Source organism: Janibacter sp. FSL W8-0316, assembly GCF_038004165.1.
GTDB classification, from domain to species: Bacteria; Actinomycetota; Actinomycetes; order Actinomycetales; family Dermatophilaceae; genus Janibacter; species Janibacter indicus.
The window spans coordinates 17991-32003 of record NZ_JBBOQX010000001.1; the positions used below are offsets into that span (position 1 = coordinate 17991).

Below are 14013 nucleotides of genomic sequence, written 5' to 3' on the forward strand. Positions count from 1 at the left end.
TCCTACGTCGCCTCCGACCACCGGCGCACGATGCTGGTGTCGGCGACGAAGCGCACCTGCTCGCCGCCGAGCCACCGGCGCGCGGCGTCGGTGAGGGCCCGGTCGACGAGGGCCGCGGCCTGCTCCGCGTGCTCCTGCGGCACGTGGACGAGCAGCTCGTCGTGCAGGCACAGCACGATCCGCCCCTGCAGCGGGCGCACCGCGACCCGGACCGTCGCCGCCCAGGCCTTGAAGAGCTCGGCGGCCGAGCCCTGGATGACGGCATTGCGGGCGAAGCGCCCCCGCGCCGCGGCGAGCCCGTCGCGGGCCTCCGCGTCGAGCGCGCCGCTCGAGAAGTCCGTGCGCACCAGACGCCCGCCGAAGGTGCGCACCGGCTCACCGCGCCGCCCGTGGTCCTGGGCGCGCTGCAGGTGCGCCATCGCGACGGGGTACTCGCGCTCGAGACCCGCGAGCGCCTCGGCCGCCGGACCCGAGCGCTGGCCGTACATCGCGGCGAGCACCGCGATCTTGGCCACCGAGCGCTCCACGCCGAGCCGCTGGGCCACCGGGGCGTAGAGGTCGTCCTCGCGGGTGGCGGCCGCGAAGGCCTCGTCGCGCGAGACGGCCGCGAGCACGCGTGGCTCGACCTGACCGAGGTCGGCCCGCACGAAGAGCCAGCCCTCGTCGGCGGCGACCGCCGGCCGTAGCTCGGCCGGGAGGTTGTGCAGCCCCGCCTGGGCCGTCATCCGGCCGGCCGCCCCGTCGCAGGCCGCCCACGCGCCGCACAGCCGGTCGTCGGCGCCGACGTGCTCGCGCAGCCACCGCCAGCCGTAGGTCGTCGCGATCCGCTCGCGCTTGCGCCACTCGAGCAGCGCCGGCACCACCGGGTGGGTGGCCCGGTGCGCCTCGAGGACCCACTTGCGCGTCGACGGCACGTCGACCCCCGCGCGGGCGAGCATCGCCTTGACCTGGGCGGGGTTGCGCAGGTCGACGTGCCCGGTGCCGGGCAGCGCCGCGAGGACCGGCGCATCGCGGGTGCTGCGGGCCGCGAGCTCTTCGTCGAGGCTGTGCGGCTCGTCGCCAGCGGCCTCGGTCACCAGACGGCGGGCGGTCGCCCGGTCGATCGGCAGCCCGTGCTGCTCGAGCTCGACGCACAGCACGGCGGCCGCGGACTCGGCGTGCGCGGTGGCGAGCGCACGACCACCGCGAGCGGTCATCCCTTCGTGCTGGCGGGCGGCGACCTGCCGGGCCGCGTCGGCGAAGGCGGCGCACCGCTCAGGCGTCGTCAGCCACGCCCCGGTCACGGCATCGGCCCGCAGGTGGCCGTCGTCGCGGACGAGCTGCTCGGCCGGCAGCTCGTCGGAGAGCAGGTCGAAGAGGTCGCCGGTCGGTGCGGCCGGCGCGGTTGCAGGGTCGAGGCCGCGGACGGCGGCCCACGCCAGCTCGGGTCCCGCGGCCCAGCCGCCGTGGGCGAGGCGGTGCGCCTCGGCGACGTCCCACGTGCGGTCCAGACGGGCGCCGGCGGTGACGAGCGGGGCGACCGCGGCGGCCGACCAGGTCACCCAGCGGGTGTCGGGGGAGAGGGCGGCGACGAGCGAAGGGAGGTCCCGCGCGAGCACGGGATCGCCGTGCGGGGGGAGCGCCGCACCCACGCCGTCGACCCCGACGACGACGGCTCCCGGCTGCTGTCCACCCACGGTGCGTGAGGCTACCCGCGTCCACCGACGAGCCCCCTGCGCCGTGGCAGGATGCCGACATGGGATTCATCTCCGACCGACTCGGCTTCGGCAAGAAGAAGCAGGTGCAGGACACGCGGACCGCCCTCGAGCAGGCGCGTGACCCCAAGAGCCGCCAAGGCCTGTCCGGCTCCTCGCTCAAGCTCGTCGAAAACCTCCTCGACACCGGCATCGACGGTCGCGGCCCCTTCGACTCCGCGGCGCAGGTCGCCGACAAGGCGCTGGCCAAGCACGGCGGCGACGTCGACAAGGCGGTCGACGAGGTCGTCGGCGACACGCTCAAGCTCGCCGGTGCCAGCGGCTTCCTCACCAACCTCGGCGGCTTCGCGACCATGGTCGTCGCCCTGCCGGCCAATGTCCTGGGCTTCTACGTCCTGGCGACCCGGATGTCGGCGGCCGTGGCCCGACTGCGCGGCTATGACCTCGCCCAGCCCGAGATCCGCTCCGCCGTCCTGCTCAGCCTCGTGGGTGCCGACGCCCAGGACCTGCTCGCCAAGGCAGGGGTCGTCGCGCCCACCGGCCGGCTCGCCGGCATGGCCGCCCAGCGACTGCCCGGGCCGGCCCTGATGGTGGTCAACAAGGCCGTCGGCTTCCGCATCCTCTCGACCGCCGGCAAGGGCGTCTTCACGCGCTTCGGCAAGGCCGTGCCGGTCGTCGGCGGTGCCGTGGGCGCCGGTATGGACGTGTGGCTGATGCGGCAGATCGGCGCGCACGTGCGCACCGAGTTCCCGGCGGCGAGCGTCGACGTCGGGTAGCCTCCCGCGGGTCCGTGACACTCGCCACAGGGAGCTCTCGTCTCATGTCACTCGCCGAACTCGTCGACTCCGCCAACGGTTTCATCTGGTCGATACCGCTGGTCGGGCTGTGCCTGGTCGCAGGTGTCTACTTCACTGTCCGCACCGGCCTGGTGCAGGTCCTCGGCATCCCGGACATGATCCGGCAGCTGACCAAAGGCGAGAAGTCGCAGGACGGCACCTCCTCCTTCCAGTCGCTGATGATGTCGCTGGCCAACCGCGTCGGCATGGGCAACATCGGCGGCGTCGCCACCGCCATCGCCTTCGGTGGTCCGGGTGCGGTCTTCTGGATGTGGGCCGTGGCCTTCTTCGGGGCCGCGACCTCCTTCATCGAGTCCACGTTGGGCCAGATCTACAAGGAGAAGGACCCGGACACCGGTGAGTACCGCGGTGGCCCGGCCTACTACTTCGAGAAGGCCTACGCCCACAAGGCCAGGACTCTCTCGCTCGTCTACGCGATCGTCTTCGCCGTCGTCACCGTCTTCGCGATGAGCTTCTTCCTGCCGGGAGTCCAGGCCAACGGCATGTCCTCGGCCATCGAGTCGGCCTGGGGCGTGCCGACGTGGGCCACCGCCATCGGCGTGGTCATCGCCCTGGCCTTCATCGTCATCGGTGGCGTCAAGCGGATCGCTGCCTTCGCCGCGTTCGTCGTGCCGCCGATGGCGATCCTCTACATCCTCTTCGCGCTCGTCGTCTTCTTCGTCAACATCGACCAGATCGGCCACGTCTTCGGCGAGATCTTCTCCGGAGCCTTCGGCGGACACGCGGTCTACGGCGCGATCATCGGCCAGGCGGTCAAGTGGGGCGTCCAGCGCGGCATCTACTCCAACGAGGCCGGCCAGGGCACGGGCCCGCACCACGCGGCGGCCGCCGAGGTCTCGCACCCGGCCAAGCAGGGCTTCGTGCAGGCCTTCGCGGTCTACATCGACACGCTCTTCGTGTGCACGGCCACGGCCTTCATCATCATCTCGACCGACATGTACACCGTCTTCAAGGGCGAGACCTTCGGCGACGAGACGCTCTACGTCGGTGGGGTCGGCACCGACACCGAGCCGGGGCCGGGCTTCGTCCAGGCGGGCTTCGACACGCTGGCTCCGGGCTGGGGCTCGAGCTTCGTCGCGCTGGCCCTCGTCTTCTTCGCCTTCACGACGATGGTCGCCTACTACTACATGGCGGAGGTCAACCTCGCCTACCTGACCCGCAAGATCCGCAACGGCGTCGTGCGTCGGGGCATGATCCGCGCGCTCCAGGCCCTGATCCTCGTGTCCGTCGCCTACGGCGCGACGACGACCGCCGGCTCCGCGTGGGGGTTGGGTGACATCGGCGTCGGCACGATGGCCTGGCTGAACATCCTCGGGATCCTGCTGCTGCAGGTCCCGGCGCTCAAGGCGCTCAAGGACTACCACGCCCAGAAGAAGCAGGGCCTCGACCCGCAGTTCGACCCGCGTGAGCTCGGGATCGAGGGGGCACAGTTCTGGGAGCAGCGGGCAGATGGCCTGGTGACCCAGGGCGCACCCGGCGACCCTGCGGAATCCTCTGCGGACCCGCGTCGTTGATGACGGGTGGGAGCGCCCTCATCCGATGGCGCCCGAGCGTCAGGAGACCTCGATGGTCATAAGTCGACGAGCCCGCAGCGCGGTCCATCTCGCGTCCGCCGTCCGCAGCGCCTCGCGCCCCGGTGGGCCGAGCCTGCTCCAGCGGCTGCGTGCCGTGCCACGCATGGTGCGTGCGGTGCGGGCCGGCACCTACACCGGCTTGACCTCCACGCGGCTGCTGATGATGCTCGCGGGCGTCGGCTACATCGTCTCGCCGGTCGACGTCGTCCCTGAGGGGCTGCTGCTCGCCTTCGGCCTGCTCGACGACGTCATGGTGATCGGCTGGGTCGCGGCGACCCTGGTCAAGGAGACCGAGGAGTTCATCGCGTGGGAGCAGGGTGTCGCCGCGCACCAGGCGCAGTGGGCCCAGCAGCAGGACTGGAGCCAGCAGCAAGCCTGGAGCTCGACGGTGCGCTCGCACGTCGTCCCCGACTGACCCCAGACCTGCGGGCGCCCACCCGCTCGTCCACAGCCGGCCCGTCCCCTCTGTCGAGGGGGCGGGCCGCTCGGCATGGTCGGGGCATGACACCGACCGCCAGCCCCCGCGACGCCTCCGAGCTCGCCGTCCTCGTGCCCTACCAGCTCGGTTACCACCCGGGTCCATCCCTCGTCCTCGCCGCCCTGCACGGTCGGCGGCTCGGGATGGTCCAGCGCCTCGACCTCGTCGACGACCCCCGGGCCTGCGCCGCCCTCGCCGAGCACAGCATCGCGATCATGGTCCGCGAGCGGGCGCAGGGGGTCGTGGTGCTCGCCTTCGAGGACGACGAAGGGGGCTCCCGCCCCTTCCGCGCGGCCGTCACCTCGGCGGCCCTGGCGGCCGGTCTCGCCGTCCCTGACCACGTCGTCGTGCGCGACGGCCGGTGCTGGGTCCCGGGGTGCGACGACGGGTGCTGCCCGCCGCAGGTGCGCGCGCTCCCGCGACCCGAGGAGGTGCCGGCGGTCGCCCCCTTCGTCATGGCCGGGGTGCGGCCGCTCGCCAGTCGTGAGGAGCTGGTCGCCACCGTCGTGCCGCCGACGGACGAGACGCGCGCCGAGGGGGTGGCGCAGGTCATCGTGTCGGGCGAGCCCGTGCCGGTCGACGACGACGAGCTCGCCGCGCTGTGGTCCCACGTGCTCGACCCGCGGCGCAGCGCGCGACCGGTCGGTGACCTGCCCGATGCCGAGCTGGCCGTGCTGGGCGGCTCGCTGCTCGACGTCCAGTGGCGCGACGCGCTGATGGCCGTGCTCGCGCCGGGGTTCTTCTCGCTCGACGACGTGCCGCTCGAGGTCGGCTGGCTCGCCCTCGACGCGGCGGCGGAGTGCCCCTGGGTCGACTGCTGGGAGGGCGACGACGAGCTGCCGCAGGCAGGGGAGTGGTCCGACGAGCTGCTCGTCGTCCGTGGTCGGCTCGTCGAGCTCGCCCGGCTCCTGCCGCAGCCGCTCACGCCCACGGTGCTCGTCACCGTGGCGCACCTCGCATGGTGGGCCGGTGACGGCACGATCACCGGCATCTGCCTCGAGCGGGCCCTCGAGATCGACCCCGAGCACCGGCTGGCCGACCTCATGCTCCGTCTGCTGGCCACGGGGGTGCGTCCGTGGGCCCTGCCCCCGGCCGAGGGTCCGCAGCCCGGACGCGACTCGATCGGGCGCGCCTCGTGACGTTAGAGTTGTCGGCAGGTCATGAGTGCCAGCGTCAAGCCCCGGCTTGCTGGCCGGCAACCCTCCTCGCGACGGGGTGCCCCGGGTGATGACCGGGCCGCGTCGAGGCGACGTGGCAAGGCGAGACACTTCGGGAGCACTCCGTGAGCGTGACGACCACACCCCCCGCGAGCACCGCGCTGTGGCGCGACGGCGACCACCCGGGCGAGCGACGCTTCGTCTCGATCGGTCGGCTGGAGCTGGAGTCGGGCGAGTCCCTGCCCGACGTCGTGCTGGCCTACGAGACCTGGGGGCGCCTGAGTCCCGAGCGCGACAACGCCGTGCTCGTCGAGCACGCGCTCACCGGTGACAGCCACGTCGTCGGCGAGGCCGGCCCCGGTCACCCGACGGCCGGCTGGTGGCCGGGCCTCATCGGGCAGGGGGCGCCGCTCGACGACGACTACTTCGTCATCGCGATCAACGTCCTCGGTGGCTGCCAGGGCAGCACCGGGCCGGGCAGTGCCGCGCCCGACGGCCGGCCGTGGGGCAGTCGCTTCCCGCGCCTCACCATCCGTGACCAGGTCGCGGCCGAGGCGCGCCTCGCCGACGTCCTGGGCATCGAGCGCTGGCACACCGTCATCGGCGGGTCGATGGGGGGCATGCGCACGCTCGAGTGGGTCGCGAGCCACCCCGAGCGCGTCGGCACGGCGATCGCCCTGGCGACCGGCGGTTACGCCACCGCGGAGCAGATCGGGTGGAGCCAGACGCAGATCCTCGCGATCCGCAACGACCCGTGGTTCGCCGGGGGTGACTACTACGACCACCCGCAGGGCCCCGAGGCCGGGCTGGCCATCGCCCGCCGCATCGCCCACATCACCTACCGCAGCGAGCTCGAGCTGCACGAGCGCTTCGACCGACGGGTCCAGGACGAGCCCGCCGGGCCCGAGGGCCGCCCGCGTTACACGGTCGAGAGCTACCTCGACCACCACGGCGGCAAGCTCGCGCGCCGCTTCGACGCCAACTCCTACGCGGTGCTCTCCGAGGCGATGAACTCCCACGACCTCGGCCGGGACCGTGGGGGGATGTCCGCGGCGCTGCAGGCCTTCACCGGTCGACTCGTCGTCGCGCCGGTCGACTCCGACCGGCTCTACCCGCCGCGGCTGTCGCACGAGGTCGTCGCGGCACGTCCCGGGACGCAGCTGCGCACGATCTCCTCGGCGGTCGGTCACGACGGCTTCCTCACCGAGGTCGACCAGGTGGCCGAGCTGCTCCGGGACGTGCTGCGCGGCGACTGATCGGGACACGCCGACGACACCAGCGCCGGAGTGAGACAGGTCACGGGGCCGCGGTGTAGCGTCTGGCCCAGGTAGTCCATCAGCCGAGTTGTGACGAGGAGCGAGCGATGACCATCGTCGTGGGGTACGTGTCGACCAAGGAGGGCGAGGCCGCTCTCGAGCGCGCCTTCGAGGAGTGCCGCCTGCGCAACGACAAGCTCGTCGTCATCCACTCCGACCGTGGTGGCGTGGGCCTGAGCGGTGACACCGCCCGCAAGAACGAGGACGACCTCAAGCAGGTGCGTTCCCGCATGGAGGAGGCGGGTGTCGACGGCGAGGTCCGTGGCCTCGTCCGAGGCAAGGAGCCGGCCGAGGACCTCATCGTCGTCGCCGAGGAGACCGACGCCAGCCTGATCATCATCGGCCTGCGTCGTCGCACCCCCGTCGGCAAGCTGATCCTCGGGTCCAACGCTCAGCGTGTGCTGCTCGACGCGCCCTGCGACGTGCTGGCGGTCAAGGCCCGCTGAGACCCTCCGACCGCCCCTGGTGGCGGCACCCGGCGGCCACGCGTTTTATAATAGTCACGAGCCCAGCGCACAGCGACCGGGCGAGTCGGGTCAGACGGGGTCACGCCACTCCCTTCGTCCCGGCGGAATCCTCCGTGACGAAAGGTTGTTGGTGACTGCTGTGTCCCCACGGTCCGTCGAGACGCAGGGCTCCCTCCCCAAGGAGTTCTCGCATCCCTCGCTGCAGGAGCTCGTCCTGAAGGGCCGCACGACCGGATCCATCACCAGCGATCAGCTGCAGGCCGCGTTCGGCGAGGCCAAGATCAGCCCCAGTCGGGGGCGGGTCGTCCTGCGCGCGCTGGGCGAACAGGGAATCGAGGTTCAGGTGCCAGAGTCCACTCCGGCGAAGAAGACGGCCAAGAAGACCCCCGCCAAGAAGGCGGCGAGCAAGACCGCGGCGAAGAAGACGGCCACGAAGAAGGCCGCCGCCCCCGCGAAGAAGGCTGCCCCGGCGAAGAAGACCGCGGCGAAGAAGGCCGCCTCCACCGCCACGGCAGCCGCGGCCGCCGCCCCGGTGAAGCAGGCCGCACCCGCCAAGCAGGCCGCCGCGAAGAAGGCTGCCGCGAAGAAGGCCGCGGCCAACCCGACGACCACCACGGCCGAGGAGCCGGCACCCGGTGAGGACGAGGTCCTCGGCGAGGAGCCGGAGGCCAAGGCCAAGCCCGAGACGGAGCAGGACGAGAAGTCCGGCTTCACGATCAGCAACGACGACGAGGACGACGCTCCCGCGCAGCAGGTCGTGACGGCCGGCGCCACCGCCGACCCGGTCAAGGACTACCTCAAGCAGATCGGCAAGGTCGCCCTCCTCAACGCCGAGCAGGAGGTCGAGCTGGCCAAGCGCATCGAGGCCGGCCTCTTCGCCGAGGAGAAGCTGGCCTCCGGCGAGAAGATCGAGATGAAGTTCAAGCGCGAGCTGTGGTGGATCGCGCAGGACGGCAAGAACGCCAAGAACCACCTCCTCGAGGCCAACCTGCGTCTCGTCGTCTCGCTCGCCAAGCGCTACACCGGCCGCGGCATGCTCTTCCTCGACCTGATCCAGGAGGGCAACCTCGGTCTGATCCGTGCGGTCGAGAAGTTCGACTACACCAAGGGCTACAAGTTCTCGACCTACGCGACGTGGTGGATCCGTCAGGCCATCACCCGCGCCATGGCCGACCAGGCCCGCACCATCCGCATCCCGGTGCACATGGTCGAGGTCATCAACAAGCTCGCCCGTGTGCAGCGTCAGATGCTCCAGGACCTGGGCCGTGAGCCCACCCCGGAGGAGCTGGCCAAGGAGCTCGACATGACCCCCGAAAAGGTCGTCGAGGTCCAGAAGTACGGCCGCGAACCGATCTCGCTGCACACCCCGCTCGGCGAGGACGGCGACTCCGAGTTCGGTGACCTCATCGAGGACTCCGAGGCGGTCGTGCCGGCCGACGCGGTGAGCTTCACGCTCCTGCAGGAGCAGCTGCACTCGGTCCTCGACACGCTCAGCGAGCGCGAGGCCGGCGTGGTCTCGATGCGCTTCGGCCTGACCGACGGTCAGCCCAAGACGCTCGACGAGATCGGCAAGGTCTACGGCGTGACGCGTGAGCGCATCCGTCAGATCGAGTCCAAGACGATGAGCAAGCTGCGTCACCCGAGCCGCTCCCAGGTTCTGCGCGACTACCTCGACTGAGCCTCTCGGCGACCTCCGGGGCGAAGGGGGGAGTCAGCGGCGACGGGGCAGGCGGCGCAGGAGCGAGCGGCCGAACGCGCGCCACGCGTCGACGCCGTCTTGGGGCCACAGCATCGAGCGGACCTGTCGCGAGCGCTGCCGGCCGGAGCGGACCTCGTCGACGACCCCGCCGACCTCGTGGGAGATGTCGGGCAGGTCGGCTCCGGGCGGGGCGTAGCGGGCGCGCTCGAGGGTGGCGACGACGTGGTCGAGCTGCTCCTGCGGCTCGCCCTCGAGATGCAGGCGCCGGCTGAGCCAGGCGCCGGTCTGCCGCGGGGTCGCGCCGACCGGTGGGCGCAGCCCGAGGTCGTCGAGCTGGGTGATCAGCTCGTGCCACTCGCGCTCGACCCGCTCGGCGTCGTCGACGGCCGAGCGGCGGGAGCGGCGACGGGCCACGAGCGCCGACAGCGGCATGATCGCCAGCACGGCGGCGATGCCGAGCAGCCAGAGCAGCGCGGTGACCCAGGCGGGGCGACCCTCGTCGGGCGCGGTCGCGGCCTCCGGGACCGCGACGTCCTCCTGCTGGTCGTCGGGGCGGGTCGAGGAGCTCGTCGTCTCGTCGGACGAGGTCGAGGTGTCGGTGCCGGCGCTCGCGTCGGAGGTGTCGATCGTGTAGCCGGGCGTCGACGCAGCACGTGAGCCGGGCGTCGGCTCGAAGCGCGTCCAGCCCACCCCCTCGAAGTACAGCTCGGGCCAGGCGTGGGCGTCGCTGACCCGCACGACGCGCTCGTCGCCACTGGTCAGGGAGCCGGGGAGGAAGCCGACGGCGACGCGGGCGGGGATCCCGCGCGCCCGGGCCATGAGCGTCATGGTCACGGCGAACTGCTGGCAGTAGCCGGTCTTGTGGTCGAGGAAGGCGACGATCGGGTCACGCCCCTGCGACGAGGGCAGGTCGAGGCTGTAGGTGAACTCGCTGCCGCGCAGGTACTCCTGGATGGCCTGGGCGCTGCGCAGGGGAGTGGCGTCGTGCGGGACGACCTCGTCGACGAGGTCTCCGATCTCCTGCGCCGACCCGGGGTCGAGGGTGAGGTAGGAGTCGCTCTGGGCGAGCGGGTCGATGGGTTCGCCCGTCGGCTGGTCGAAGTCCTCTTCCTCGGGGGCGAGCTCGGTGTAGGTCGCCGAGTAGGTCCCGGGAGTGCGCTGGACCGCGGCCGTGCCGTCGTCGCCGAGAGCCCAGGCGATGCCGCCCGTGTCGACCGAGCTGACGAGCGAAGGGAGCGGCAGCTGCGGTGCCGCGACGCCGTTGGACTCGACGACCATCGTGCGTCGCTCACCGACGACATTGCCGGGGAGGCGCAGGGTCGGGTCCGGGGCGGAGAAGCCCTCGACGGGCTCGGGGGCGTCGGAGCGCATGCGGCCCAGGCCGTCGGAGAAGTCCTCGACGACCGCCACCCGCAGGGGCCCCGGCGTGGGGGAGCTCGACGTGTAGGTGAGCACCGGGGCCTCGCTGGGCGACTCGAGGCTGCGGCGCAGGTCGAGGGCCGTGGCCAGGCGCACGCCGGACCCGGTCGTCGCTCCGCCCTGGCTGCGCCCCAGCCCGTCGAGGACGTAGCGGGTCGGCAGGTGGGGGACGAAGGTGGCCGCGGCGACGGCGGCGACCAGGGCGAAGGCCCCGAGTCGCGCGGCCTGCCAGCGGTGCGAGCGCCCCGCGCTGTCCTCGCCGTCGCCGCGCGCCATGCGGGGGACCGAGGTGGCCCAGCCGTGCAGGTCGAGGTCGGACTGGTGCACGACCATCGCGAGCCACAGCCCGGCGCCGGCGAGGAACCACGCCCAGTGCATCGAGCCACCGGAGTTGGCTGCCGAGACGAGGAAGAGCGAGAGCAGCGGCAGGCCGGCGACCGACGGCGATGCTGCAGTGGCGCTGGCCATGTCGACGGCCAGGGCGACGACGACGATGATCACGACGAGCATGACGGTGATGCCGGGCGTCGCCGGCGCGGGGGCCGCGTAGCGGGTGATCGTGTCCTGGGCCTGCTCGAAGTGGTCGAGCAGTGCGGTAAGCGTCTCGGGTGTGGGGACGACGCCGAAGACTGTCGTCTCGCCGAGCTGGGTGACGAGCAGGTAGAGGCCGGCCGCGGCGGCCTGCCCGAGGACGACCAACCCTGCGTGGGTGGTGAGCGAGCGCAGGAGCATGCCGGTGCCCGCGACGACGGCGACGCCGATGACCGAAGGGAGGGCCCAGGGGGCCTCGTCGAAGAGCCGGCCGAGGGGGAGGGCGACGACGATCGTCGCCAGACCGGCGAGGAGGCCGGCGACCACCCGGGGCTCGTGCCGCATCAGGCGCGCACCCCCAGACTCACGGTGAGTCGGGCCCACAGCTCGGGGAGCTGGGCGCCGGGGCGGACGACCTCGGTGCGCCAGCCGCCGAGGGCCAGCCGGTGGGCGGTCTCGTCGGCGGGCCCGGTGCCCCGGGTGCCGGAGGAGAAGCCGCCGCGGTCGACGACCAGCCCGAGCCCGTGGCGGGCGCGGGTGGCGCAGAGGTCGACGATGTCGTCGTCGAGCTCGCCGAGGACGCCGACGACGAGGCCCCCGCCGTGCTGCATGAAGTCGTCGAGGGCCTCGAGGAGCCCGCGCGCCGAGGTGGTCTCGGCCGGCTGGACCGCGGCGAGCTCGTCGAGCGCGTGGTCGACGTCGACGAGCGGCTCGACCGCGCCGCCCTCGTCGGCGGACGGGCAAAGGTGCACCTCGAAGCGCTCACCGAGGAGCAGCGTGGTGATCGACGCCGCCGCCGTCACCGACCACTCGAAGGACCCGCCGCCCCCGGTGCCGGCGTGGACGCCGGCGCGGTCGTCGAGCAGGACCAGGGCACGCCGTCGGGAGGGCTGCTCGTCCTGCCGCACCATCGTCTCGCCGGTGCGGGCCGTCGAGCGCCAGTGGATGCGGCGCAGGTCGTCGCCGATGCGGTACTCGCGCACGCCAACGTCGTCCTCACCCTGCAGGGCGACCCGCGAGGCGACCGAGGTCTCGCCGCCCCCTCCGGCGGGCACGCCCCGCACGGGGGTGAGTGGCAGCACCCGCGGCAGGACGACGAGCGCGGTCTCGCCGGGCACCGGGACCGCCCGGGTCGCCAGGCCGAAGGGGTCGGTGACCCGCACCGAGAGCGGACCGATCGCGTGGTGGCCGCGCACGTGGGAGCGCACGCGATAGGTCAGCTGGCGGGTCTCGCCGCCGTCGAGGCGCGGCACGAGCAGGTGCGGTCGGTCACCGAGGGCGTAGGCCAGCGTCTCCTCGCCCCGCAGGAGGGGGCTGGGCAGCCGGCCGGAGTTGTGCACCCGGACGGTGACGTCGGCGTGGCCGTCGGTGGGCACGCGAGAGGGGGCAACCTCACGGGTGACCTCGAGGTCGAGCTCGCGGCGGGAGAGCAGCAGTGCCAGGGCCGGCAGCACGACGAGCAGTGCGCCGACCTTGGTCAGGTCGTGCAGGCCGAGCGTCAGACCGGTGAGGGCCACGAGCACCCCGGCCGCGACGAAGAGCCGCCCGCGACCGGTCATGGTCGAGCACTCACCGGGCGGCGGGGACGCGCGTGTGCCGCACGATCTCGCTGACGATGTCGACCGGGTCGCGCCGGGCCAGCTGCGCCTCGCTGCTCAGCAGCAGTCGGTGGGCGAGGACGACCGGGGCGATGGTCTGGATGTCGTCGGGGAGCACGTGGTCGCGTCCGTGCAGCGCTGCGTGCGCCCGGCCGGCGCGCAGCAGGTGCAGCGTCGCCCGCGGCGAGGCGCCCAGGCGCACGAGCGAGCTCGTGCGGGTCGCGGTCGCGATGTCGACGGCGTACTGGCGCACCGCCGTCGAGGCGTGGACGGTGCGCACCGCGGCGATGAGTCGGGCGATGCCCGCCGCGTCGGCGACCGGGCGCAAGCCTTCGAGCGGGGAGCTCGCGCCGTGGTGGTCGAGCATGGCCACCTCGGCGGCGGCGGTCGGGTAGCCCATGGACAGCCGGGCCATGAAGCGGTCGCGCTGGGCCTCGGGGAGGGGGTAGGTGCCCTCCATCTCCACGGGGTTCTGGGTCGCCATGATGATGAAGGGCCGGGGCAGCTCGTAGGTCCGCCCGTCGACGGTGACCTGGGCCTCCTCCATGCACTCCAGCAGGGCCGACTGGGCCTTGGGCGAGGCGCGGTTGATCTCGTCACCGATGACGACGTTGGCGAAGACGGCCCCGGGGCGGAACTCGAACTCGTGCTGGTCCTGGTTGTAGATGCTCACACCGGTGATGTCGCTCGGCAGCAGGTCAGGGGTGAACTGCACCCGACGCACCGAGGCGTCGATGCTGCGCGCGAGCGCCTTGGCGAGCATCGTCTTGCCGACCCCGGGCACGTCCTCGACGAGGATGTGCCCCTCCGCGAGCAGGACCGTGATGGCGGTGCGCACGACATCGGGCTTGCCCTCGATGACGGCATTCATCGTCTCGGCGAGCGCCCGGCCGACGGACACGACGTACTCGAGGTCCCCGTGTGCCGCCACTTCGGGGGCGCCTTCCCTGCTGAGGGTCACCACGTCTCCGTCCCGGGGCCGCGCTGGTGGCGTCCCCACTTCGCTCCGATGTGCTCCCGACCCTACGTCGCGCTCGGCCTCCAGCCCTAGGAATCGGGGCCACGAGACACAGGCACCGTCGGTCCCGGCCCTGGGGGACCCCCCTTCGTGCCGTCCGGACGGTGAATCCGCCCCACTTTGCACCACCCTTGATTTATCAGGGAAAAGTCAGCAAAGAAGTCGCCGAAATGTGCCAGACGGGGTGTGATCTGGAGCAGAGGTG

General features: G+C 72.5%; 11 protein-coding genes and 1 riboswitch. Of the genes, 7 read left to right on the forward strand and 4 right to left on the reverse strand.

Annotated elements, in window-relative coordinates:
- Positions 1-2: 2 nt before the first annotated feature.
- Positions 3-1676: a DNA polymerase gene (locus NYE39_RS00080; protein ID WP_341011525.1), complete on the reverse strand. Its 1674-nt coding sequence runs from the start codon at positions 1674-1676 to the stop codon at positions 3-5.
- A 59-nt stretch (positions 1677-1735) separates the two neighbouring features.
- On the opposite strand from NYE39_RS00080, the gene NYE39_RS00085 reads away from it, so the two are divergent.
- The 7 genes from NYE39_RS00085 (at position 1736) to NYE39_RS00115 (ending at position 9221) form a co-directional block, all read left to right on the forward strand.
- On the forward strand, positions 1736-2470 hold the full coding sequence (locus NYE39_RS00085) for a hypothetical protein (RefSeq protein WP_341011526.1): 735 nt from the start codon (positions 1736-1738) through the stop codon (positions 2468-2470).
- A 44-nt stretch (positions 2471-2514) separates the two neighbouring features.
- Positions 2515-4065, forward strand: coding sequence for an alanine/glycine:cation symporter family protein (locus NYE39_RS00090; protein WP_341011527.1), 1551 nt, complete (start codon positions 2515-2517; stop codon positions 4063-4065).
- 25 nt (positions 4066-4090) lie between these two features.
- A complete protein-coding gene (locus NYE39_RS00095) occupies positions 4091-4540 on the forward strand; it encodes a YkvA family protein (protein WP_236953440.1) in 450 nt (149 codons plus the stop codon).
- Positions 4541-4626: 86 nt separating this feature from the next.
- On the forward strand, positions 4627-5742 hold the full coding sequence (locus NYE39_RS00100; protein ID WP_072624265.1) for a DUF4192 domain-containing protein: 1116 nt from the start codon (positions 4627-4629) through the stop codon (positions 5740-5742).
- A gap of 17 nt (positions 5743-5759) precedes the next feature.
- Positions 5760-5870, forward strand: a riboswitch (SAM riboswitch).
- Between the two features lie 15 nt (positions 5871-5885).
- Positions 5886-7016, forward strand: coding sequence for a homoserine O-acetyltransferase MetX (gene metX, locus NYE39_RS00105; RefSeq protein WP_072624266.1), 1131 nt, complete (start codon positions 5886-5888; stop codon positions 7014-7016).
- 107 nt (positions 7017-7123) lie between these two features.
- The gene (locus NYE39_RS00110) at positions 7124-7522 is read left to right on the forward strand and encodes a universal stress protein (RefSeq protein WP_072624267.1); all 399 of its coding nucleotides are present in this window, start codon (positions 7124-7126) and stop codon (positions 7520-7522) included.
- A 160-nt stretch (positions 7523-7682) separates the two neighbouring features.
- Positions 7683-9221, forward strand: coding sequence for an RNA polymerase sigma factor (locus tag NYE39_RS00115; protein WP_072624268.1), 1539 nt, complete (start codon positions 7683-7685; stop codon positions 9219-9221).
- A 33-nt stretch (positions 9222-9254) separates the two neighbouring features.
- On the opposite strand, the gene NYE39_RS00120 is transcribed toward NYE39_RS00115, so the two are convergent.
- The 3 genes from NYE39_RS00120 to NYE39_RS00130 are packed head-to-tail and all read right to left on the reverse strand — an operon-like array spanning position 9255 to position 13751.
- Positions 9255-11537 (reverse strand): transglutaminase family protein, encoded by a 2283-nt coding sequence (locus NYE39_RS00120; RefSeq protein WP_125932795.1) that lies wholly within the window; start codon positions 11535-11537, stop codon positions 9255-9257.
- Positions 11537-12751, reverse strand: coding sequence for a DUF58 domain-containing protein (locus NYE39_RS00125; RefSeq protein ID WP_072624270.1), 1215 nt, complete (start codon positions 12749-12751; stop codon positions 11537-11539). Before NYE39_RS00125 ends, NYE39_RS00120 begins: the two co-directional genes overlap by 1 nt.
- 10 nt (positions 12752-12761) lie before the next feature.
- The gene (locus NYE39_RS00130; RefSeq protein ID WP_083546285.1) at positions 12762-13751 is read right to left on the reverse strand and encodes an AAA family ATPase; all 990 of its coding nucleotides are present in this window, start codon (positions 13749-13751) and stop codon (positions 12762-12764) included.
- Positions 13752-14013: the final 262 nt, after the last annotated feature.

Excerpts from the sequence above, each read along its gene's own strand:
- NYE39_RS00085 (WP_341011526.1), top strand. The coding sequence starts at position 1,736 with ATGGGATTCATCTCCGACCGACTCGGCTTCGGCAAGAAGAAGCAGGTG.
- NYE39_RS00090 (WP_341011527.1), top strand. The coding sequence starts at position 2,515 with ATGTCACTCGCCGAACTCGTCGACTCCGCCAACGGTTTCATCTGGTCG.
- NYE39_RS00095 (WP_236953440.1), top strand. The coding sequence starts at position 4,091 with ATGGCGCCCGAGCGTCAGGAGACCTCGATGGTCATAAGTCGACGAGCC.
- NYE39_RS00100 (WP_072624265.1), top strand. The coding sequence starts at position 4,627 with ATGACACCGACCGCCAGCCCCCGCGACGCCTCCGAGCTCGCCGTCCTC.
- NYE39_RS00110 (WP_072624267.1), top strand. The coding sequence starts at position 7,124 with ATGACCATCGTCGTGGGGTACGTGTCGACCAAGGAGGGCGAGGCCGCT.
- NYE39_RS00120 (WP_125932795.1), bottom strand. The coding sequence starts at position 11,537 with ATGCGGCACGAGCCCCGGGTGGTCGCCGGCCTCCTCGCCGGTCTGGCG.
- NYE39_RS00125 (WP_072624270.1), bottom strand. The coding sequence starts at position 12,751 with ATGACCGGTCGCGGGCGGCTCTTCGTCGCGGCCGGGGTGCTCGTGGCC.